The following is a 24,157-nucleotide window of genomic DNA, read 5'->3' on the forward strand; positions in this document are numbered from 1 at the left end:
ATTATTTTAACATTTCATCGCATAGATGAATGCTGAGTAGCAAGGATGGCGGGAGCAAAACCAAACTCGCGGAGCAAGCCGTCGGCACCGTTTTTGGTTAATTGAACAGCTCGGCCTTGAGGGTAGCGACTGATCCAGCCAAGCTCACACAGCCGTTCGGTCATAGCACTCCCGAGGGCTCCCGCCATATGATGGCGTCGTTCGCTCCAGTCCAGACAGGGACGGATCAGGCGGCGTTTTCCGCGCAGCAGTGAATCCATGTCCAACCCAAATGCAGCCAACTGCCGATATCCGGTTTCCGTAACCTCGAACTGTCTCTCCGGGGTTGCTTCCAGATAACCGAGCTCAAGCAGCCGATCCGTTAGTGCTACGCCTAATTTTCCCGCAAGATGGTCATAGCAGGTTCGCGCATGTTGCAGGCGAAAGGCCTCTTGCGATTGCTTCAGCGAATTGATTTTTCGAGGAGGCGCAAGCAGATTCATAGCTTCGATTAACTGAGCAACCTCCCGGCTTGCAAGCCGGTAATAACGGTGCCTGCCGGATTGTTCCACGGCAAGCAATCCTCCATCGGTCAGCTTTGCCAAGTGCGAGCTGGCCGTTTGCGGTTTTATGCCGGATATCCGCGCCAATTCGCCAGCGGGCAAGGCACGGCCGCTTAGCAGCTCAAGCAAAATAGCTGCTCGCGACGGCTCGCCCAGCAGCTCCGCCAGGGCAATAAAGTCGGGTTGTCCGCTTGCTAGGCCAGAGCTGATTGAAAAGAATGGTTTGGTCACGGCGCGGAGTCTCCTTTTTAAGAGGATGTATGGTCTGAACACCAGACCTTTTGAACGTAAAACGTTATTTTCACGTTTCGCTCTTGAACGATTTGCCCAATTCTTCGCCTAATCCAAAATAGTGACGGAAATTATAAATCAACGGATTCCAGCTGGAAGGGGCTATATGGTTTTCACCAGCCACAATGCTTTCATGGGCATGGACCTGAACCGCCTCGACTTCAATAATGGAGTACGAATCATTGGCTTCCGCCTTCTGAATTTTCCGGACAACGGCTTCGATCTGCAGCGGGCATTCCCCGACGCGGGAAAGCCGTACGAGCCGGGAAGGCAGCTCCGTCAACGAGGCAAAAGCAAACTTGTCTTTGACGTAGCGTGCTTGTTTGCCGGGAGGAACCGGATTTGCTCCCGTTAACGGCGCAAGCTGCTCTATTTTGTCCCATAAGGAGCTGTCGGGAAGGTTCAAAACGCATTCGCCGTGTCTCATCAGATTTGCCAGGCCATGGCTGTTTGCGCCAAGTCCCAGCACGATTGTGCGGCCAAGCGCCCATGCCGATGACATGGGGGTCAAATTCGTCGATCCATCCTCATTGATCGTAGAAAGCAGAACGACGGGCGTTCCAAAATATAGAATGGATGGACTAATCACACGGCTTGATTCTGCAAAGCTGGATTCCATTAGTATATCACCTCGGGAATCATTGTAGCCCCCAAATGCTTCGACTGCCGTCGAAACGTGAAGAAGATCATCGGAAGCGAAACGCGCGAGCTGTGCAGAGATTCATCCGATAGAGCGATTTACTGGGGAAACGGTGGTCAAGGCCTATCAAAGATGCGAAAAATGACACTTCACTAGGTTCGGGGAATGGAGCTGTCCGTTTTTGACCATAATGGTAGGAACGAGAGACAGGAGTTGAGAGAGATGCTGAAAGGAATCGCTTGGCTGGGCAAGCTGGTGGCGGGAGGGCTGATTCTTAGTTTCCTCTGCATATGGACAACCGGCTATATCGTAACAAGTTATGTCGAGAGTATATTGAAGCAATATGAGCTGCCGCTGGAGGTGCCTCCTATGGCCGTCTCCGGCGTTTGGGGCAAGCTGTGGGGCAGTGAGCCGTTGTTGGCCGGGAATGACGGCGAAACGGAAGCGGTAGGGGACACAGGACTTGCGAACGGGAAGGATCCGCTAGAGGAGGGCAAGGAGAGCGGCGCACAGGACCCCGAATCCACGGGGATGCCGAATGCAGCCGAAGTTATAGGAGAAATGGACCAGGAGGACCCGGTAAAGGCTGGCAGTGATATCGGTCATAGTTCTGAAGACCCATCAATAGAGGGGGCGGAAACGGCGGTTACAACGGATGAAATGCTGGACGTCAAGGATGAGATGAGCCAGGCGGACAAGGACCAGATTTTTAGCTTGCTGATGCTGAAATTGCCTCAGGAAGCGCTTCAAAACATCTCGTTTTTGATGGAGGAAGGGCTTACAGAAGGGGAACTGATTCAAATTCAACAGCTGCTTGCGCAGTATCTTGAGCCCGAAGAATACGATAGCATGATGGAGATTCTGAAAAAATATTAATATTACGGTATGATTGCAGAGGTTGCCCCATTTGTAAGGCTTATGTTAAAGTATTAGGCGAGTGATCCGACCGGGAGAATTCGCCTTTTTGCCGTTTTGTACGGCATAAAGCGCCGTATCGGACATACAAATCTCTCAGCAAAGTGCGAAAAGGAGACAATCATGACCGGTTTCAGGGACATGAGTCGCATCAAGAAAGCATGGGAACAATCGACCCAGTACTTTCGGCGCATGCGCTCGCAAGACTTGACAGGTAAGACCGATAAACAAGCGGCAGAAGTGATCCAGCCCGCCCCACTTTGGAAGAGGAAGTCGACCATTATCATCGGCGGCGTTGTAATCCTGCTGACAACGTCTGGCTTTATCGGAAACGACCAATACAACAAATACATTGAACGAAATACGTTCCCATACTACCACGTATATATAGACGGCAAAGAGATTGGGACGGTTGCGGCATCGGATGAAGTTGAGTCCATGGTCACGGCCAAAACGAAAGCCATACAAGAAGCCAACCCTGGCATCAATATGGTGCTGGAAACGGGCGAGATTACATATGAGCTTGACAGCGGCTTTAAGTTTGTTCCAGAGACGGAAGCAACATTGGCCAAAGTGGAGAATAGTTTCAGCTCGTATGCAATCGGCGTAGAGGTTAAGGTTGACGGCAAAGTTATCGGAGTTGTGAAGGACCAGGAAACGGCGGATGCCGTTTTGGCCAGAGTTCAAAGCAAATATGCGCCTGAGCTGGCTGCGGCGGGCAAAAGCCAGAAGAGCGTATCGACATTGTCATTTGACGGCAAAGAAGATGCGGAAGCAGCGGATGAAACGGCGGTAGATCCCAATGAACCCGGCGTTACAGTGACGAATGTTGAATTTGTAGAGCAAGTTGCCGTGCAGCAGCAAAATACGGATCCTGCAGATATTCAGGATGCGGAAGAAGTATACAAGAAAATTGTTGACGGAAGCACGAAACCAACGAAATATGTTGTACAAGCCGGCGATGTTATCGGGCGTATCGCTCTGAAATTCGACATCTCGCCGCAAGTCATTTATGACAATAATCCATGGATCGAAGGCGACCGGATTACGGTTGGCGACGAGCTTGACCTGACTGTACTCCAGCCTGAACTGACTGTCCGCACAACGGAGCAGCTGGTTGAACTGGAGAAGATAGCGATACCTGTTGAATATGTAACAAACGACCAGATGAGGGTCGGAGAAACCAAAACAATTAAAGAAGGCACGGAAGGCACGCAACGCCTGACGTATGAAATTACGAAGGAAAATGGTTACCTGGTAACGGAATCGTTGCTCGAGAAAGTTGTACTGACAGAACCAACGCCAACGGTTATTGAAAAAGGCACCTTGGTTGTGCTTGGCGAAGGTACAGGCCGGTTCATGGTTCCGGTGAAGAATTACCGGATTACCAGCAAATTCGGACCGCGTTGGGGCCGCAATCATAACGGCGTCGACTTTACCGGAAACAAAAACATTATGGCGTCCGATCATGGCGTCGTCGAATTCGTCGGCACCAAAGAGGGACTTGGCAAAACCATCATTATCGATCACAAGAATGGTTACAAAACCGTTTACGGCCATCTGAGCTCCTACAAAGTAAGCAGCGGAGATAAAGTGGAAAAAGGCGATATCATCGGCATTATGGGCAGCACCGGCAATTCGACCGGCGTCCATCTGCACTTTGAAGTTCACAAAAACGGGGTTCTTCAAAACCCGCTTAAGTATTTGTAATCATCCATATCATATAAGTAAAGCATCATTCGGAATTTTAAACCCGAATGGTGCTTTTTTTATTTGCAAATGGAAAGCGTGTTTTTTGAACTACCTCTTAAAATAAGGGAACTTTCATTGTGAAGGGGGACTAGTCCTGTGTTAGAATAGAATCATTACGATAACGACCGGACAAGCGGGACGAAACCCGGTCATGAGTGTATAAATTTGGACAAGCGACAGGCGGTGTAGCGATGCACGGAAAAATTTTGGTGGTCGATGACGAACAGCCGATTGCAGATATACTTAAATTCAACCTGGAAAAGGAAGGCCACCAGGTCATTTGTGCTTTTGACGGAGGAGAGGCTGTCCGATTGGCCTTTGAGGAGCAGCCGGATCTGATCCTGCTGGACCTGATGCTGCCGGTAAAGGATGGCATGGACGTATGCCGCGAGGTGCGCACCAAGCTGCAAATGCCCATCATTATGCTGACGGCAAAGGATACGGAAATCGATAAGGTGCTGGGACTGGAGCTTGGCGCGGATGATTACGTGACGAAGCCGTTCAGCACGCGCGAGCTGCTGGCGCGGGTAAAGGCGCATCTGCGCCGCCAGAACAAGTCGGCGGAGAGTCTTGGCCAGTCCGCTTCCGGCGAAGCAGCCCAGGAAGCGACCGCAGAGCAGCAGGGGCTGCGGATCTTTAATCTTTTTATCGATACGGATATGTACGTCGTATACAAAAACGGCGAGCAGCTTGATTTGACACATAGGGAATTCGAGCTTGTGCATTACATGGCCCGCAACAGCGGCAAGGTGATGACGCGCGAGCATTTGCTGCAGGCGGTATGGGGCTTTGAATATTTCGGCGATGTGCGAACGGTTGACGTAACCATTCGGCGTCTCCGGGAGAAGATCGAAGATGATCCCAGCCGTCCGGAATACATTATGACAAGGCGCGGATTGGGGTACATGATGCGCAATCCCAAAACGGGAGGCTTCGGATACGGATGAAAGGCCGGAAGTTTTTCCGCACCATCCAAGTCAAGCTGGTCATTATTTATTTGCTGTTGATTCTGGTTGCGATGCAATTGATTGGCGTTTATTTTATCAGCACGGTCAAAAACTCGCTGATTACCAGCTTTACGAACAACTTGAAGGAGCAGGCGGACATTTTGTCCAAGTTCGCCGCGCCGAGTCTTCTGCCTAATTTGGAGACGGACGGCGATGCCAATGAAAATACGACAGAGGACCTTAATCTCGTGGTGCGGAGCTTGTTCAGCATTAGCGGGGCGGAGGTGCAGGTGCTGGACGCCAACGGGAAAATCGTAGCGACCTCCCTGCAATCCCATCAATCCCGAATCGGCCAAAAGAACAATAAGCTTGCGGTTAGCCGCGCGCTGCAAAACATCCCCGACAACGAAGAAGAGTTTATCGACGACGACAACTCCCGCAAAAAGATGATTGCGATTCCGGTTATGTACAACGACAAAGTTGTTGGCGCGGTTTACGTTGAGGCGTCCATGACGCAGCTCTACGAAACGGTGAATCGGGTCAACCAGATCTTTTTCTCCGGAACGCTGATTGCGCTTGGACTGACGGGGATGCTGGGCATTCTGCTGGCCCATACCATTACGAGCCCGATCAAAGGATTGACGCGGCAAGCGGAAGCGATGGCGGAAGGGAATTTCAATCTGAAGGCGCCCGTGCTTGGCGACGATGAAATCGGCAGGCTCAGCATGGCGTTTAACGATATGACCTCCAGACTGAAGGACGCGTTGTCCGCCAACGAGGAGGAAAACGAGAAGCTGACGTCGGTTCTCTCCAATATGAGCGACGGCGTGGTTGCCGCAGATGAGCGAGGAAACATCATTGTCTGGAATCGTCGCGCCCTTCAGCTGATGGAGGTTGAAACATTTCAGGGGGCGGAGCTGTCGGAGTTGCTGATGCTGGGACCCGACAAGCTGTCGGAGCTGCGGCAGGGCAAGGGGCAGACGCTGTTGATTTCGCGGGAGAACACGGACCGATCTACCGGGGACGCGGAGGAGACGCTGCTCAAGGTGACGTTTACCCCAATCCACCGCAGAGACAAGGGCATTACTGGCACGATTGCGCTTTTGCAGGATGCGACGGAGCAGGAAAAGCTGGAGCAGTCGCGCCGCCAATTCGTAGCGAATGTATCCCATGAGCTGCGCACGCCGCTGACCACGATCAAAAGTTATGCGGAAGCGCTGGGAGACGGCGCGCTGGAGGAACGCGAGCTGTCGGAGAGGTTTGTTGGCGTCATCAGCAACGAGACGGAACGTATGATTCGTCTTGTAACGGATCTGCTGCATCTCTCCCGGCTGGACTCTAACCAAGCTCCGCTCAGGAGGCGTCAGACCAACATTCATGAAATGCTGGACGAGGTAGCAGACCGCTTCTCCTTCCAGCTGCGCCAGAAATCCATTCAGGCTTCGGTGCGCGTGGAGCGCAAGCTGCACACGGCTTGGCTGGATCGCGATCAGATTGATCAGGTGTTGGACAACCTGATGTCCAATGCGATCAAATACACGCTGGATGGCGGCTCGATCGAGCTGATCGCCCGCAAATCGAGCGACGGCGGCATGCTGGAAATTAGCGTGAAGGATACCGGAATCGGTATTCCCAAAAAAGATTTAAGCCGCATTTTCGACCGATTCTATCGGGTAGATAAAGCGCGCTCCCGCAATATGGGAGGCACGGGGCTTGGCTTGTCCATTGCCCGGGAAATTGTAAAGGCGCATGGCGGCAGCATTGCCCTGTATTCGGAGCTGAATGAAGGCACGATGGTGACGTTTAGTCTTCCTCTGCTGCAGGAAGGAGGCGAGCCGGGATGATGGAAAGAGCCAAGACGGCAGTATTGATCGCTCTGGTTGCGCTTAGCCTTCTGCAGAGTTACCTGCTTGCCTACAGCATGCCTGGCCTTGGGGCGACGGTGCGAAGCGAGCAGGATTACGTCAATGCGGAGCCGCTGGGCGTGTCGTCCAGCGTGGAGGGCGTCATTTTTCCAGAGGAGCTGGTGCTTCACATGGGTGAAAACCGGCATACGGTGCTTCGGCCGGGGACCCAGTTCTACGATATGATTCTGAAGCAGCGCATCGCGGGGCGCGAGTTCAAAGGCCTGCAGCGCACCGTGGCTATGCTGATGGATTGGGAAGAAATTCGCAAAAATGAGATTGGCATTGAGCTGCGCTTCGGCAATGGCGTGCCCGTTGACCTGCTGCAAAAGCTATTGAAGCTGGAAGGAGACCTGCTTTTCCTGAACGAGCGGATTCAGAAAATCTGGATTCTCAAGCTCAGCGATTCCGAGGAGGTTCGGGCCTTCTTCTTCAGCAGCGACGGAGAAAATGTATACGAAGCGGTCCGCGCCGACTTGACCGTTCGGGATGTGCAGGATTATGTCGGCTTTGGCGAGCACCTGCCGTCATACCGGATGACGGATGATGGCTTGTATATACCGGATGAGGCGATCCAGGCTTCCGAAATGGTGTATCCATACGAGATGTATTCGCCGGAGCAGATGCAGCGGAGCTTGTTCTTTGATTCCAGTACGACCAAAGCAATTGTGGACCGCAGCGGCTCGGAAATTTTCACCGACGGCAAACGCGGCCTCAAGGTAGAGCAAAACGGCATGTGGATCAACTATACGAACTCCGCCGCGGGACAAAGCCATGACTTCCTGTTTAGCGAAAACGTGTATGCATCCGTTGATTTTATTAATCAGCACGGCGGATGGGACGGCAGCCATCGGCTGATGAGCGCCACCCCTGCGGAGGAGAAGAAATACGTCAGCTTCCGCAAATACGTCGAGGAATATCCCATTATCGACAATTCGCCGTTCCGTTACGGCTATATGCGATTGACGCTGCAGCAAGGCGTGGTGACGGAGTACAGCCGGTCCCTGCTGACGCTAAAGCCCAAATGGGAGACACGCGTGTCTCGATGGCTGCAAGGCGGGAAAGGACTGGAGGACCGGCTTGAGGCCTACGGGAAACGATCTCAGGTCGTCGCGATCTTCCCGGCTCTGAGAGCAAGTCCATTGGACAGCAACCGTCTGCAATTCGTGCCGGTCTGGGCCGTTCGGCTGAAGGACGGCACGGAGGAGATTCTGCAGGAAGCATTTCCAGCAGGCTACGAGCCGCCGGCCAGCACCGACAAGCCGGAAGGTTCCGACGGCGAAAATGCCAATGGAACGGCAGCGGGACAAGAGGGCGCCGAGGCTGGAGGAGACGCTGATTCCAGTTCCTCAAATAGCGGATCGGGTTCAGGCGCTCCTTCCCGGAACGGTCAGAGCGGCAGCGGCTCCAGTGCCAATGGCACGAATGCGGACGGCACCGATGGCACAGCCGAGGCGAGCGAGTCAGGTACGGATGGCGCAGCAACGGAGCTTGCCGCGGGAGGCGGCTTCGACGAAACAGGCGAGCCGGCGGCTTCAAGCGGCCAGGACGATCCGGGCAGTCGATCCGATGGGGATACGGACGGAGAATCCGCCCGCGAAGGCCGCGATACTTCGGCCGAAAACGATGCGTCTCCATGAAACCGTCAGAGAGCTTTCACATGATGGTAGACTTTTCTGGAAATGATTAGTTGAACTTATAGAAGGATAAAGCGGAGGTGAAGTGCTTGGATTGGGGCAGAGCCAAAAGCGTGATGATTATATCGTTCCTTCTGCTGAATATTTTGCTGGGTTATCAGCTTTGGCTGGATGTGAGGGAGCAATTAAACGCCAATATCAAATTCGCGGAGCTGCCCCAGGACAAGGTGCTGCTCATGCAGCAAAAGCGAATTTCGCTTACCGCGAATCTTCCGCTGGACACGCCTAAGCTGGGCGACCTGACGTATTTGCTGCACACGAGCAGGCCCGAACATGAAGAGCCGCTTCCGCTGAAAACACCGGTGGACAGCGCGCTTAACTTCTCCAAATCGGAGCTGAACAAAAGGCTAAGCGGCCAGATTCCCGAAATCGATCAATACGCCTATGATCTGCACAGCAGCAGAGACGGCGTGTTCGTGTTGAACCGCATGGTCGAGGGGCGGCCGATGTTCAATATTAAGCTGGAGCTGTTTATCAGCAATTTGAAAATAACGGGCTTTCTGCAGGATCAGGTGGAGCTGGTGGGGATCGGGGAACCCAGACAGGTGCTTCCCGCCGCCAAGGTTGTAGCTAGCCTTATCGAAACCTATCTGGAGGAAGGTTCGGTCATTACCGACATTCAATTGGGCTATCACGGCCAAATTTTCGATTCCGAGAAGCAGGTGTCCGCACCGACCTGGCGCGTAACGCTGGAGGATGGAAAGGTTTATTTTATCCATGCCATCAGCGGCGAGGTTGCAACGGACGCCGGCGACGAGGATGGAGACGACGAGCTGGCAAGCGACGCTTCCGTAGAGAGGCGTTGATTCAGGCTTGCGACATAGAAAGGCAAGAGACCGGGGAGCAGGGAGAAGGGACTGGAGCAGTTGGGACTTCGATTTACAGTATTGGCAAGCGGCTCGACGGGGAACGCCACTATCATCAAAGGCAGCAGCAAGATGGTATTGGTGGATGCCGGGCTTAGCGCCAAAAAAATGGATGAAATGATGAAGGAACGCGGGGTATCCGGGCATGAGCTGGACGGGCTCCTGGTGACGCATGAGCATTCCGATCATATAAAAGGGCTGGGTGCCTTTGCCCGAAAATACGAGCTTCCCGTATTCGCCAACGAGGCGACATGGGGAGCAATGGAGCGCCATATCGGCACGATCGCGCCTGAGAAACGCGTCATTATGGAGACGGGTGAAAGTCTCGACTTTGGAGAGATGACGGTGCAGTCGTATCCCATCTCGCATGACGCGGCGGAGCCGGTAGGATATTGTTTTCAGGAAAATGGCGAAAAGCTCAGTCTGGCAACGGATCTGGGATACGTCAGCGAAAAGGTCAAACGTCAGATCATCGATTCCGATGTGCTGGTGCTGGAATCCAATCACGATACCGAGATGCTGCGCATGGGGCGGTATCCCTGGAATATCAAGAGGCGCATTCTGAGCGACATCGGGCACTTGTCCAATGAAGCGGCAGGGGAAGCGCTGGTTGAGCTTATGACGGACCGTACGAAGCGCATCTATCTGGCCCATCTCAGCCTGGACCATAATCAGATGGACCTGGCTTTACTTACTGTTAATTCTATATTGGAGAACCACGGAATATTTTATAAAAAAGAGGAGTTTCCGCTCCGCATGACCTATTACGATCGCCCTACGCCATGGGATGAAGTTCGGTTGAAATAAGCGTCTCCAGCTCGGAATCCAGCTGACGCGCTTTTTCGTCCAGCTCCTGGCGGGTCAGAAGCCCTTTTTCAATCAGAAGCTCCATCATGGCGCTAAGCGTCAGCAATGCGCGGTAATGATCCTCCTTGAGATCAGACAGCCTGGCAACAATCTGCACTTGCTCCCAAGCGGATATATCGGTATTATTCATGGGATGGCCTCCTTTGCTAATTTTTAAAAAAATGTGAAGCGGCATCACTTAATCTATTATTATTTTAATCCAATCTTCCGAAATTATTCCTAGATTGCAGCGAAAAGATTGCAAATATTGCCCGTGGAGTCCGGAGAGGAGGCAGTCCGATGAGCATATTCGACGACAAATTCTATTCAACCAAGGTGTCAAGGCGCACAACGAGGATCAGCCGTCGTGAGGAAAAGGGGTTTCCTTTCAAAAGCCGCGAACGCAACTGGTCGACTCTGCGGATCGCCTTTGTGTCCTCTTTTACAAGCGCTATAGCGGCCACGCTGCTGTTCGGATTGTTCTTCGGCGGCTTTGGCGGAGCCGGTCAAAGCGGCCCATCCGGCAATTTGACCTCTGGCAGTACCCTGCAAGGACTGGACCCATCGGAGAGGACGATTCACGCTACAGCAAAGGTGCGTCCAGCGGTGGTTAGCATAATCAATGAACAGACGTTTTCGCTTGGACTCGGCGGCGGATTGCTCAAGGATGCCGAAGAAGGAGAAGGCGTGCTTCGCGAGGCGGGCGTCGGCTCCGGCGTCATTGTGGAGAAAAAAGACGGAAAAGCGTTTATTGTGACCAATTACCATGTGGTGTCGGATGCCCAGAAAGTGAAAGCGGTGCTTACTACGGGCGAAATCCGGGAAGCGCGTATTGTGGGCGTGGATCAAATCACGGATTTGGCCGTTCTGGAGATTGACAGTAAAAGCATCGACACGGTAGCCGAAATCGGCGATTCCTCCGCGCTGCGCGCGGCCGAGTTCGTCATGGCGATCGGCAATCCGCTGGGCATGGGCGAATCCATTACCATGGGCGTCGTAAGCGTTATTCACGAGGTCATTCCGGTATCCCTGAACCAAAACGGCGTGATCGACTGGGAGCAGGAAGTGATCCGCGTGGACGCCGCCATCAATCAAGGCAACAGCGGCGGTCCGCTGATCGACTTGAACGGCCGCGTTGTGGGCATCAACAGTATGAAAATCGCCGATTTTGGCGTTGAAAGCATTGGTTACGCCATTCCTATCAACAATGCGATGACTATCGTCAACGAGTTGATCGAAAAAGGGTACGTATCTCGTCCTTACCTCGGCGTCTACACGATGGATCTGTCCCAGTATTGGGAGCAGGAGAAGTGGCAGGGCATTCTGGAGGGCGAGGATGGCGATGCCGGCGAAAAAGACGAGTCCGCCGGTTCCGATGAAGCGGGTGCCAATGGTGAAACGCCTAAGCTGAAGCTGCCTGACGAAGTATTTTCCGGCATCATCGTGCTTGAAGCGGTTGGCCCGGCTTTGGATGCAGGGCTGCAATTCAACGATGTTATCGTCAAGCTGGATAACCAAAGCGTAGGCAGTACCAAGGAGCTGCGCAAATACCTCTATAAGCAAAAAAACATCGGGGATGATGTTGAGGTTTCCTATTACCGGGACGGCAAGCTGCAGACGGTCAAGGTGAAGCTTACGGATCGCCCGGAGGAAGAATAAAGGGGAAATGGAATAGCATAAATAGCTGCAGGCTGTTAGATCCTATCCGGTGAAGACGTATGCGAAATCGGGGCAATCTGTTACAATAGCAGATAGGACATTACACCAGAACAGAAAGCGAATGAGTATATGTATTGTGTATGCAAACCTTGCATTGAACAGGCCTTGGAACGTTTTGTAGACGAATATGAGGATGCGCCGGACGTCGTCAACCTGGAGGAAACCCAGTTCGCGAATTGGGACCCGCCGCGCAAATGCGATTTTTGCGAAGAGCCTGCTGCGTTTCTGGTTGTCTGAGAAGCGTCAAGATTACAAACGTCGCTATATAAAGAAGAAGAGCGCTTTTGCCGTCGGTGGCAAGGCGCTCTTGTTTTTTGGGAAGGTCGGGACGGGGCTATCGGCCCTGTGAAGCCGCGTTTCCGTCGAAGCCGTTTTGCTGGCTGATGAGGCTGGGCTTAGTAGGCTGTCCAACCGGCGTCGGCCGTAATGACGGAGCCGTTTACGAAGCTGGCATCGTCGGAGGCGAGGAACAGCGCAACTTTGGCGATTTCTTCAGGAGTGCCTGTGCGCGGGTTGATGCCCATGCCCGCCATAACGCGGCCCGTTCCGAACTCGTTTGGCGCGTTAATGGAAGTGCTGATGTTGGTTGCGACGCCGCCGGGAGCAATTGCGTTGCAGCGGATGCCTTTGACCGCGTATTGGTAGCCAACATTTTTGGTCAGGCCGATGACGGCATGTTTGGAAGCTGTATAGGCTGCGCCCGCTCTGGAGCCGTATAAACCGCCTGCGGATGCGATGTTGACGATGACGCCGGATTCCTTCTCCAGGAAAATCGGCAGTGCTTTGCGGATCGTACGCATAGGACCCGTTGTGTTCACCGCAAAGACCCGTTCCCACAGCTCATCTGTCACGTCGCCCGCAGGCACAAAATTATCCATGATGCCCGCATTGTTGATGAGGATATCCAAGGTGCCATATTCAACGACAGTTGCGTCGACGAGATGCTGTACATCCTCTTCCTTGGCTACATTCGCCGCTATCGCAAGCGCGGTCCCGCCGCCTGCTTTGATTTGTTCGACAACCGCTGCCGCGCCTTCCAGTGACAGGTCGGAAACGACGACTTTAGCTCCTTCCGCCGCAAAAAGCCCAGCGATTGCTTTGCCCATGCCGGATGCCGCACCTGTGACGATCACTACTTTTTCTGTCAGTTTCATGGATGTTTCCTCCTCATGGGATCGTATGGATGATAGTTTGTTATAATAATCAACACTTGTACAGTACAGAACAAGTGTTACTTTTACTATAATAGATATCAGGAAAGCGCTACAATATATAAAACCTTTTGGAATGTGCGATAATGCACAGTTGAGGCTGCTTTGTTGAGAAAAGATAGCTGGGAAGGCGGGAAAGGGTTGGCACACAAGGAAATGGATCGCCGTGTAGTACGAAGCAAAGCTGCCATCAAGGAGACGCTGCTGTCGCTGATGGAACACAAAAGCTTTTCCGATATTTCTATTACGGAGATTGTAGAGACGGCGAATTATAATAGAGGGACATTTTATGCCCATTTTGAAAATAAAGATGCTTTGCTTGCCGATGTGATCTCGGAGCTGATCGACGAATTGATCGAGTCGTTCCGCGCTCCGTATAAAAATGTAGATATTTTCCGGATGGACGAGCTGGGGGCGCATTCTGTTGCGATTTTTGAGCATATTTACGGGAGGCGGGATATGTACTCCACGTTGTTCCGGAGCGAAACTTTGCCTGTCATTAAGGAAAAGATGCTTAGCGCAGTCGGCCGCCTGATGACCGAGGATTTGAAGCCCACAGACGATGTAAACTCCACGATCAATCCTGAGCTAAGCATCGTTTACAGTCAGCACGCTCTGATGGGGCTTGTTTTTCACTGGATCGAAGGCGGCTTCGCCTATTCGCCGGCTTATATGCAGGAGCAATTGATCCAGCTCATTCATTATCGGCCGGCGGAGGCGAAAATGGTGCGGAGACGGTGAGGGTGTGTGGAGGTGAAAATCTAGGCCGTGACGGGTTTTACCTCGTGGCACAGTGTTTAAACGGCTTGCGCTTTTCACTTCGTGACTATAAAAGCAAAAATCGGAACTGGAATGAGATAGGGCAATTGAAAGAGAATAAGAATGAAATCGAATTATGATGAAATAAACAATATGAAATAAGGGAGTACGCAGATGCATATACAAATCGCGACAGTGGGTAAGCTCAAGGAGAAATATTTGGTGCAAGGCATCGCCGAGTATGCAAAACGGTTGGGACCGTACGTGAAATTGACGCTCACGGAGGTCCCAGATGAAAAAGCGCCGGAAACGATGAGCCCGGCGGAGGAAGCTCAGGTTCGCGAGCGCGAAGGGGAGCGGCTTCTGGCACAGCTGAAGCCGGATGCCCACGTCGTCGCGCTCGCGATCGGGGGAGAGCTATGGTCCAGCGAAGATCTCGCTGGACAGCTCGACAAGCTGGCCACGTACGGGCGCAGCCACGTGGCCTTCGTTATTGGCGGGAGCACGGGCCTCTCTCCCGCCGTCCTGCAGCGCGCCCAACAGAAGCTCAGCTTTGGGCGCATGACCTTGCCGCACCAGCTAATGCGGCTGGTGCTGGTGGAGCAGATTTATCGGGCGGTGAAGATAAATCGGGGGGAACCGTATCACAAGTAAGCAAAGCCCTTCGTCATATAACGACAAGTTATGATAAATTCGTGGCTCTAACATCCCGAAAATAATGATAAAATAGCAAGAAGCACTGCGTTCGGATTGGAGAGAGAGCTGGGATGGTTTTTACAGAAGGGATTCAATTAAAGGAAATGATGAACGGCGCCTCAATGGACGTCGGTTCTTTCTTACATATAGCAATAGCATTGACGGAGTCGGTACACCATACGCATAAGCAGAATGAATTATTCGGAAATTTGAGTTCGGCGAATATTCGAATTCAGTCCAATAGGGAAGTCGTTATTCTCACAGATCCGCAACTGACGGATTACACCTATATGTCTCCCGAACAAACGGGCAGAATCAATTATATCCCCGATGGGCGCAGCGATTTGTATTCCCTGGGTATGCTCTATTATGAAATGCTGTCAGGCCGTCTGCCGTTTCATGCACACAGTGCGGAAGAATGGATACATGCGCACCTTGCTGTTGTACCGAAGCCGCTGCGCGAATGGCGTTCAGATCTGAGCGACTCGCTTGAGGCTGTTATTATGAAGCTGTTGTCGAAGGATCCGGAGGCGCGCTATCAGAGTGCTTATGGTTTATGGAGTGATTTGAAGCGGTGCGCTTTATTGCTGGAAGAAAAGGGAGAAGTGACCTCTTTCGAGATCGCCCGTGCAGATGAGGCCAGCCGGTTTCGGCTTCCTCAAACTCTCTTTGGACGTGAAAGGGAAGAAGCAGCTCTAAGAGATGCTTTCGAACAGGCTAAAACGGGTGCATCCTCGTTCGTTTTCGTCAGCGGAAGTGCAGGCAGTGGCAAGACGGTACTCGTCCGAGCGCTTCAGATGGTAGTTAGAAGGGATGGAGGCCGGTTCATTAGTGGCAAATGCGATATGATGAATCGCGACATTCCATTCTCTTCTTTACTGGAAGCTTTGCGAAGCCTAATCCGACAAATATGGAGCGAATCGCCGGATCGAGTAGCGAAACTGAAGAAGCAATTAACAAAGGCTTTAGGCCAGGGAGCAGCTGTTATTGTACAGCTTTTACCGGAAGCTGCTGAGCTGTTTGATGTCATTCCAGCGATAGAACCGCTGCATCCTGCGGAGGCTGCGATTCGCTTTAACCGGTTAGTACCCATATTCATTAAGGTTTTTGCGGATCAGCAGCATCCCTTAATTATATTCCTGGATGATCTGCAATGGGCAGATCCTGCTACGATAGATGTTCTTCGTACCATTGTACACGATCAGGCACGGCCTGGCTTACTAGTAATTAGCGCGTTTCGGGAGGAATTCGCTCCAGGCTGGAAGAAAAACGAAGGAAATAAAGTGGATGCGGCAGCATGGATGGCGGAGTCGCTTGCCTTGCACGATGAATCACAATTATCTGTCCATCATATCCATCTGGAGGCGCTGTCCTATATCGAAGTGAGACAATTCGTATCCGATGTTCTGGATGAGAATTCAGCCCGTATTCGCGCGCTCGCGGAGGTGTTATACCACCGAACAGGCGGCAATCCTCTATACTTGAATCGTCTGCTAGACAAGCTATATCGGGAGAATAAGATTTATTATGATGAGGTAGAGGCGTCATGGGCGTGGAATCCATCTGTCATTATGGAAATACCTGAGGATCCTGACATTGTCCACTTGATTGAGGCTCGTATTCGTATGTTGTCCCCTGCCCAAATCGAGTTGTTAGCGATAGGTGCCGCTATCGGACATCGTTTCTGTTCATTAACGATCTCATTAGTAAGCGGATACCCTCTGCTGCAGGTACGCAGACTTCTGCATGCGATAGAGGAAGAGGGGTTAATTTGTCGAGAACATGAGAGTGATACGTCTGACGATGTGGAACGGTATCGATTTTTGCATGACCGTATTCAACAGGCGGCTTACATGATCATGTCTGAATCAAACAAATCGAGCTTACACCTGACCATTGGCCGGGTGATACGCGATGATTTATCCAATGAAGGTGGATTTACGATCTTTGATCGGGTACACCACTTGAATTTGGGTAGCGAGAAGATAGAGGATGACGCAGAGAAAAGAGAGCTTGCTGAATGTAACTATGAGGCGGGATCGAAATCTAAGGCATCAACCGCATTTACGTCTGCCCTTCACTTCTATAAGAACGCTTTACGTCTATCTAATGGTGATTGGAAGAATACAGCTTCCCTTGATTACCGTATCATGCTGGAGATAACGGAATGTGAATACATGTGTGGTCATACAGATCGTGCGGAGGAACTACTGGCGGACTTAATGTCTTGTACAACGAACGTGGTTGAACGTTCTCATATTTATTTGATCCGTATTGCCATGTATTCGTATTTGAAGAAGGATGAAACAGCTGTCCATATTGGGCAGCAGGCGTTGGCAGAATTGGGCTGGCCCTTCCCAAGCAAGCCTTCCAAAGCATTAGTGGTAAAGGAAATCCTGCTCACCCAGAGCGCATTGTTCAATAAGGCTAACGATATTCCTCATTTACCGATTAATTCTGATCCGCGCTATAAAGCATTGTCAGATTTGGTCATGGCGATTTCGCTCCCTGCCTATGTATTAAGTATTGAGCAGTCTGCTGTGCTATTCTCAAGATTTGTACGATATGGTCTAAAGCATGGAAGCAATGAGGCGTTTTCCTTTATGCTTGCCAGCTACGGGATGGTTATTTATAAAATATCGGGTTTCCGTACGGGGACTCAATATGTAGCTCAGGCATCCCGTCTAGCCTCTTCCTTTGATAGCGCAGACCTGCGAAGCCGATTGTATTATCTGAAAGGTCTTGTCGGAATTATCAATCCGGCTGAAGGAATCAAGCAGTTTGAGAAATCGATCCAGGCTGGGATGGAATCGGCTAATCTAACCTATGTTGGCATTGCGATGATGACGACGATAACCAACTTCACCGAGAATTTGCATTCATTAGCTGCACGGATACAAGAGTATGAAGAGACTTCGCAGCAGCTTGTGGACGGCGTCACACGTAACATTTTCCGAAGGGCAAAATGGTATATCGCACAAATGCAAGATGGGGCTGGAGAAAACGATGACTACGTTACGCCATTCCTGAATGAGCCATACAAGGATTTTGTGAATAACGAGGTCTATTATACGTGCACCTGTAACCTGGAAATTGCTTATCTCTTCGGTCGGTACCGTGAAGCTCTTGAATGGGCCCATAGAGGGGAGCGGAATACATTCCTCCAGACGCGGCCGCATGTTCGTAAACAAAGGATGTATCATTCCTTGACGCTTGCTGCAATGTATTCGGAAGTGACACCCAACGAGCAGAAGAAGATACGGATGAAGCTGCGTAAGCACTTGCGTGCCATGAGGCGATGGTCTGGCTATAGCGGCAAGGCTTCGTCCACTTATTTGCTGTTATCCGCTGAACGCTATCGGATGGAGGGCAATAGAGTCGATGCCGCACAATTATACGAAGAGGCCATTCGGGCAGCTCGCCAAGCAGGAGAGGGGCTCATGGAGGCTATTTCTTGTGAACGGGCCGCTGTATTCTATAGGCATATGGAGAGCTTGAGCGGTGCGGAGGCACTTATGGCTGATGCTTGCGACGCTTATTCAAGATGGGGCGCTACGGCCAAAGCAGTTCAACTGAGAGCTAGCCATCCAGGGTTAAGAGCAGCTGCGAATGAGGGAGTGGGGGAAGACAAGCCAGCCACAGAGCAGCATGGCGCAATCGACATCAGGTCTGAAGCTATGTCTTGGCGTACTGCGGACAATCGGCCATTCAAGCAGCAGCCAGAATGGATGGAATCAGTAGACAATTGTCGTACCATGGATCAATTCCTGGCGCTTGCCATCCGTTATTCTGGTGCGGAAAGTGGACGTATTGTGGGTAGCGGTAGTGGAGGAGAGATTTGCGCCATTGAAAAGGAAGGCTCGTTGAGCGATCACAGGGGAGCTTCGTATGGTGAGTCGATTGTCAGATATGTTCTGAAAACAGGAGAGTCGGTCATACTTGTGGATGCTTTGCACAGCTCTTATTCCGCTGATCCTTCGATTAGTAGCAGGCAGTCCCAATCCGTACTGTGTATGCCTGTTCTTTTTACAAGCGAACGAACGCCCTTCGCGCTTTACTTGGAGAACAGTCTCATCGCCGGCGTTTTCACTCCGGATACGCGGACCATGCTGGAGCAAATGATTGCCCGAATGATGTATGTGACATCGTTGAATGAATCACGCGGCCAGAGTGATTCACCAATTGTTTCGTCAGATAACCCGTCATCCACCCCTGCGAAAGCCTCACAGCTGGCATTCGAATCACTCACGAATCGTGAAACAGAGATCTTGTACGCGCTGACAGATGGATTGTCGAACAAAGAGATTGCCTATCGATTCGGGTTAACAGAAGGAACCGTCAAAAGTTATATTCATAACGTATACGGCAAACTGGGAGTGAAGCGAAGGAGTCAGGCGATTGCCCGCGCCAAGGAGTTGGAACTCATTAATTAGACTTTTTTCTACAATATTTGCGAAACACTAACTTTGGTTAGTGTTTTTTTCTATGGCTTGGGGCCTATACTTAGGCTCGAATTCATTCGTATGGAGGAGAAATCGACATGGGTACAAGATTTCAAGCTAGTAAGAAAGTAACGGCGCTCTTTCTCATCATGATGATGGTGATCGGCAGTATGCCGGGATTGCTCACAACAGGAGGAGGGAAGGTTTTTGCAGCTGATTTTAGCGGTGGTGATGGATCAGTGGAGAACCCCTATATAATTACTTCACCAGAGGAATTAAACGCTATTCGTGATTATCCGGACAAGCATTATAAACTGGCAAATCATATTGACCTGACAGAGTTTCTTGAGGAGGGCAATGGCCTTGGCGGTAGTACGTCTTGGCATCCAATCGATAATTTCTCAGGGTCATTGGATGGTGCCGGGCATATCATTACAGGATTGAAAATAGATCTTTCTTATAATTCTCTTATTGGACTTTTTGGTTTTATAACGGCTACTGGCTCTGTTACGGCAATTGGTCTGGAAGATATCAGTATAACAGGGTTGGATCTTGTTGGTGGTATAGCAGGAAGGTTAGATGGGAAGATCTCTAACAGCTATACAACAGGTACCGTATCGGGAACGGGTTATGTAGGAGGATTGGCTGGATACGCTGTTAGCAATTCGTCGATTAAAAACAGCTATTCGATGGCTGCCACTTCGGGGAATTATGGTGTGGGTGGAATAGCTGGGGTTAAGCTTCAAGCGGTTATTATTGAAAATACGTATGCTACAGGACACGTAACAGGAATTTGGTATCCCGGCGGAATAGTAGGTGAAATAGGTGGTGGATCTAACCTAATTATAAATAACTACTATGACCAAATCACAACAGGAGTCTATAGTGGCGCAGGGAATGGAAAAAGTACAGAAGAAATGAAGCTCCAAACTACATTTGCAGGTTGGGATTTCGATCAGATTTGGTTTATTCGACCTCATCAATATCCTCAATTAAGAATATTTGCTCATGCTGAACCTGTGGCTTCCCCAGATCCCGCAGGTGGATCTGTCGCGGTAGGTTCAGAGGTGACGCTTACGGGTGAGAGAGCGGATATTGAAATCTATTACACGACAAACGGCGTGACGCCGACAAGAGCCAGTTCATTATACGATTCAGGCACGCCAATCGTGATCAATGACGATGTCACGATCAAAGCGATAGCGGTGTATCCGGGAAAATTAGATAGCCCGATTATGAGCAAGAGCTATAAGATTATACGATCAGCAGCTCCGTCAACCGCAACGTTGGAGAAAGGGACACAGTATGGAGCGAAGCTGAATAATGTGACGAGCCTGATGGAATATAAGGTGAATGATGGAGCGTTTCAACGTATTGCAGGCACAAGTGTAGATAATATTCCCGTGCAACAGGGAGATAAAATCTATGTTAGATTCCTTGCCGACGATGAGAACCCAGCGTCCTATGCGCAAGAGTTACTGGCAGCTAAGGAACATATCCGCCTAAGAACAGCAGCCACGCTGACCTCAACAATCGGAACAGTAAGTGAAATCGGAACAGCTAATGAATCCATAACCGATGTTCCGTACAGTACGAGTTTAGCAGATCTACGGAGAGCAATCACGCCAGCGACGAATGCTACGTTTCAGATTTACCGATCGGATGGAACCACGCCAGCTACTGAAGTAGAGACGGGCATAAAAGTCATTGTTACCGCTGAAGATGGAGCGACGCAGATTACATATACTGTGACGATGAGTGCTCCAACGGCAATTACGACGGCAGCGATCAGCGGGGTAGCTGTGCCAGTCGTGGGCGAAGAGCCAATCCGACGGATAAATGCAAATGAATATACCGCATCCGTCACTTGGTCTCCAGAGGTGGCTTCCCGATATGCACAGGGAGAGACTTACACGGCTACGCTGACGATTACACCCAAGAGAGGGTATGGGTTAACGGGAGTGCCTGCGGATTTCTTCACGTTAGCAGGTGCGACTGTTGTAACGAATTCAGCCGATTCCGGCGTGGTAACGGCAACATTCCCGGCAACAGAGCTTATATTTTCCAGCGGTTCGGGAACAACGACAGATCCTTATCAGATTGGAACGGCGGCTGGGCTGAATAAGGTTAGAGATTTCTTGAATTCGAGCTTTAAGCTGACGGCGGATATCGATTTGAGCGGCTATGCGGAAGGAGCAGGCTGGGCGCCCATCGGTTCTGATTGGTACAATGCGTTTGAAGGAAACTTCGATGGCAATGGTTATACGATCGAGAATTTAACGATGAATGGGACAGATTCTGATTTTACAGGGTTATTCGGCTACGTAGAGACAGGAGCGACAGTCAATAATGTCATTCTAGAAAATATCGATGTAAGCAGCAGTAGAGGTTATGTAGGTGGACTGGTTGGAGCGAGCTATGGAAACATCACAAACAGCGGGGTCGTTACAGGGCGTGTGAGCGGGGGTGACGGCTCATATACAGGCGGGTTGATTGGTTATAATTTAGGCACAATTAGCGATAGCTTCTATAAGGGGAATGTGAGTGGAACGGCGGAGGTTGCAGGCGGGTTGGTCGGCTTTAACGATGGTGGTACGATTAGAAATAGCTTTGCTATTGGAAGCATTAGCGGTCTGTACACAGGTGGGCTTGTAGGATCGAATAGTGGACCAATATCTTATAGCTACTTCCATGGAAACGTAGATGGGAAAAATGTTGCAGCGGGATTAGTTGGAGCAAGCTCGTTTCGTGTCGATAACAGCTATGCAACGAGTACCCTAACAGGAGAAGGAAGCTTAAGCGGCTTAGTTGGGATGGGTGGCGGTTCGGTAAGCAATAGCTTTTACGAGAGTGAGACAACCGGACAAACGAGTTTGGGGACGGCACTAACGACAGCGGAGATGAAGACGCAAGCCAGCTATACAGCTTGGGATTTCGATGGGATCTGGACAATTGATTCCGCGGTCAATAATGGATATCCTTACTTGCGGAGCTCAGAGCTTCAAGTTACCTATAACGGGAATGGTGAAGTTGATGGAGCATTGCCGATTGCCCAAACCTCTTATGTTCGAGGAGATACGGTTAGCGTTAGTGGAAACACAGGCAATTTGGTCAAAAGAGGGTACACATTCGCGGGATGGAATACATTAGCGGATGGATCTGGCAAAAACTATTCGGAGGCAGACCGCTTTGCGATTACGGCGAGTAAGACGTTATTTGCGAAATGGGTCAGCACAAGCGCAACGTTAACCTCTACAATTGGAACGGTTAGCACGAGCGGAACAGAGAACGAGACGATTAAGAACATTCCTAGAACTACGACGTTAGAGGCGCTAAAGTCAGCAATCACGCCGGCAGCAGGCGCATCGTTTGAGGTATATCAGACAGATGGAACAACGGTTGCTACGGTATTAGCAACGGGCAATAAAGTTATTGTTACCGCTGAGGACGGAGTAACGCGGGTGACCTATACGGTGACTGTGAATGAAGCAGCAGCTCCACCTAATAACGGAAGCAATAGCGGAAGTGTTGTTCCAACGCCAGCTAAAGTGACATCAACAGACGGCAGCCTAACGCTTCCAGTTGGATCGCTTGGCGAGGTTAGTCTGGAAGATCAGTTAACGATTACCGTTCCTGTAGGCGCGGTCAATCAGGAACTGAAATTAACGATTTCCAAATGGCTTGATACGGAAAATGTTCTCCTTCATAAAGAGGTGCTTGCAAGCTCGGTATATGAGGTGTTGAAAAACATTTCGGGTCATTTCATCAAGCCTGTAACATTAACCTTTACCTTCGATGCGAGAAATGTGAAGAGCGGTCAAGGGGTTGCGATCTTCTATTTCGATGAAGAGAAGAAAGAATGGGTAGAAGTGAAAGGCAGTAAGACAAGTGGAAATTCGATTACAGTAGAGGTTGATCACTTTACGAAGTTCGCGGTGCTTGTTGTAGACCAGGCGACAGGACTTCCTGTGTCTGAGGAAGGGGAGGTAACCCCTGTCAAACCGGAAATTAGCTTTAGCGACATTGCGGGACATTGGGCTGAAGCAAGCATCAGGAAAGCAGTCAAAGATGGAATCGTAAACGGCTATGACGACGGAACGTTTAAGCCAGGTAAAACGATAACCCGTGCGGAGTTTACAGTCATGCTGATGAATGCCTTGCAGGTTCAGGAAGCGGGCGCGGAGCTGACCTTCACAGATAAAGCGGACATCGGGGGTTGGGCAAAGGCTGCGGTAGCACAAGCTGTGCAAGCGGGCATTATTAGCGGCTATAGCGATGGTACCTTCCGGGCGAATGCAAATATTACGCGCGCAGAGATGGCAACGATGATTGCCAATGCTCTAGGTTCATCTACCGAAGCGAATACAACAACAGACTTTACGGATGATAAAGACATTCCAGCGTGGGCGAAAGCTAGCGTTGCTTACGTGAAGCAAGCAGGGCTTGTGCAAGGAAAAGGAAATAATGAATTCGCCCCTCAAGATCCTACGACAAGAGCAGAGGCTGTAACGCTTCTGTTGAACTTGTTGGCGAATAACGGCAAGTAAAGTGAAAATTAACCTATAAATTTGATAAAAACTAAGCGGCTGCCCTACATGGTGCAGTGTTGCCCCTGGAATGATCATGAACTACGCGACTTTTCTAGCTAAGGCCCCCAATTGGGGGCCTTTCGATTTCGCTCTATAGATGATTCGGTTAACCCTATCATAAGTAGGGGCAAGTTTTTTGGTGGGGAACTGCGTAAAAGGCGTGGAAAAGGATTAGCATGGCGAGGGTTTACCCTAAGTTACTTTCTGTGAAAAGGCATGTTACAGAGGCAATGTGCTGTGATTTGAGGGTATGGGGGCGTCCATGACTTATTCCTATTGGCATCAGATGACGATGGTGTATGGAGCTGAAAAAAGAAAATACCCCCTTTAAGAGGAATCTC

Annotated in this window: 17 protein-coding genes; 13 read left to right on the forward strand and 4 right to left on the reverse strand. The window is 50.7% G+C overall.

Annotation, left to right across the window (positions count from 1 at the left end; all coding sequences use genetic code 11):
- Nucleotides 1-14: 14 nt before the first annotated feature.
- Nucleotides 15-773: an ArsR/SmtB family transcription factor gene (locus tag ACX93W_RS12720; protein ID WP_459392748.1), complete on the reverse strand. Its 759-nt coding sequence runs from the start codon at nt 771-773 to the stop codon at nt 15-17.
- Between the two features lie 70 nt (nt 774-843).
- Complete coding sequence (locus ACX93W_RS12725) at nt 844-1,452, reverse strand: flavin reductase family protein (RefSeq protein WP_459392749.1); 609 nt, start codon at nt 1,450-1,452, stop codon at nt 844-846.
- A gap of 243 nt (nt 1,453-1,695) precedes the next feature.
- Between ACX93W_RS12725 and ACX93W_RS12730 the strand changes: the two genes are divergently transcribed.
- From ACX93W_RS12730 to ACX93W_RS12760, 7 genes are all read left to right on the forward strand, one after another.
- Nucleotides 1,696-2,349, forward strand: coding sequence for a hypothetical protein (locus ACX93W_RS12730; RefSeq protein ID WP_459392750.1), 654 nt, complete (start codon nt 1,696-1,698; stop codon nt 2,347-2,349).
- Between the two features lie 162 nt (nt 2,350-2,511).
- Nucleotides 2,512-4,098, forward strand: coding sequence for a peptidoglycan DD-metalloendopeptidase family protein (locus tag ACX93W_RS12735; RefSeq protein WP_459392751.1), 1,587 nt, complete (start codon nt 2,512-2,514; stop codon nt 4,096-4,098).
- A 233-nt stretch (nt 4,099-4,331) separates the two neighbouring features.
- A complete protein-coding gene (yycF, locus tag ACX93W_RS12740; RefSeq protein WP_459392752.1) occupies nt 4,332-5,087 on the forward strand; it encodes a response regulator YycF in 756 nt (251 codons plus the stop codon).
- Nucleotides 5,084-6,931 (forward strand): cell wall metabolism sensor histidine kinase WalK, encoded by a 1,848-nt coding sequence (gene walK, locus ACX93W_RS12745; protein WP_459392753.1) that lies wholly within the window; start codon nt 5,084-5,086, stop codon nt 6,929-6,931. The genes yycF and walK overlap by 4 nt, the downstream gene beginning before the upstream one ends.
- Nucleotides 6,928-8,631 carry a YycH family regulatory protein gene (locus ACX93W_RS12750; RefSeq protein WP_459392754.1) on the forward strand — a complete coding sequence of 568 codons (1,704 nt, stop codon included), beginning with the start codon at nt 6,928-6,930 and terminating at the stop codon, nt 8,629-8,631. Before walK ends, ACX93W_RS12750 begins: the two co-directional genes overlap by 4 nt.
- 86 nt (nt 8,632-8,717) lie before the next feature.
- Nucleotides 8,718-9,494 (forward strand): two-component system regulatory protein YycI, encoded by a 777-nt coding sequence (yycI, locus tag ACX93W_RS12755; RefSeq protein ID WP_459392755.1) that lies wholly within the window; start codon nt 8,718-8,720, stop codon nt 9,492-9,494.
- 60 nt (nt 9,495-9,554) lie between these two features.
- Nucleotides 9,555-10,361, forward strand: a complete 807-nt coding sequence (locus tag ACX93W_RS12760) for an MBL fold metallo-hydrolase (RefSeq protein ID WP_459392756.1) — start codon at nt 9,555-9,557, stop codon at nt 10,359-10,361.
- Here ACX93W_RS12760 and ACX93W_RS12765 read toward each other — a convergent pair.
- Nucleotides 10,330-10,551 (reverse strand): hypothetical protein, encoded by a 222-nt coding sequence (locus ACX93W_RS12765; RefSeq protein WP_459392757.1) that lies wholly within the window; start codon nt 10,549-10,551, stop codon nt 10,330-10,332. The two genes, ACX93W_RS12760 and ACX93W_RS12765, sit on opposite strands and share 32 nt — an antisense overlap.
- Before the next feature lie 149 nt (nt 10,552-10,700).
- Here ACX93W_RS12765 and ACX93W_RS12770 point away from each other — a divergent pair, with 149 nt between their 5' ends.
- Entirely contained in the window at nt 10,701-12,059 is a 1,359-nt protein-coding gene (locus tag ACX93W_RS12770) for a S1C family serine protease (protein WP_459392758.1), read from the forward strand.
- A 129-nt stretch (nt 12,060-12,188) separates the two neighbouring features.
- Entirely contained in the window at nt 12,189-12,356 is a 168-nt protein-coding gene (locus ACX93W_RS12775) for a CxxH/CxxC protein (RefSeq protein WP_068681509.1), read from the forward strand.
- A 158-nt stretch (nt 12,357-12,514) separates the two neighbouring features.
- On the opposite strand, the gene ACX93W_RS12780 is transcribed toward ACX93W_RS12775, so the two are convergent.
- Nucleotides 12,515-13,273: an SDR family oxidoreductase gene (locus ACX93W_RS12780; protein WP_459392759.1), complete on the reverse strand. Its 759-nt coding sequence runs from the start codon at nt 13,271-13,273 to the stop codon at nt 12,515-12,517.
- A gap of 198 nt (nt 13,274-13,471) precedes the next feature.
- On the opposite strand from ACX93W_RS12780, the gene ACX93W_RS12785 reads away from it, so the two are divergent.
- From ACX93W_RS12785 to ACX93W_RS12800, 4 genes are all read left to right on the forward strand, one after another.
- The gene (locus ACX93W_RS12785; protein WP_459392760.1) at nt 13,472-14,071 is read left to right on the forward strand and encodes a TetR/AcrR family transcriptional regulator; all 600 of its coding nucleotides are present in this window, start codon (nt 13,472-13,474) and stop codon (nt 14,069-14,071) included.
- Between the two features lie 192 nt (nt 14,072-14,263).
- Nucleotides 14,264-14,743, forward strand: a complete 480-nt coding sequence (gene rlmH / locus ACX93W_RS12790; RefSeq protein ID WP_459392761.1) for a 23S rRNA (pseudouridine(1915)-N(3))-methyltransferase RlmH — start codon at nt 14,264-14,266, stop codon at nt 14,741-14,743.
- Between the two features lie 113 nt (nt 14,744-14,856).
- A complete protein-coding gene (locus ACX93W_RS12795) occupies nt 14,857-19,218 on the forward strand; it encodes a BREX system ATP-binding domain-containing protein (RefSeq protein ID WP_459392762.1) in 4,362 nt (1,453 codons plus the stop codon).
- Between the two features lie 107 nt (nt 19,219-19,325).
- Nucleotides 19,326-23,774 carry an S-layer homology domain-containing protein gene (locus ACX93W_RS12800; protein WP_459392763.1) on the forward strand — a complete coding sequence of 1,483 codons (4,449 nt, stop codon included), beginning with the start codon at nt 19,326-19,328 and terminating at the stop codon, nt 23,772-23,774.
- Nucleotides 23,775-24,157: the final 383 nt, after the last annotated feature.

This window comes from Paenibacillus sp. CAU 1782 (assembly GCF_054551715.1).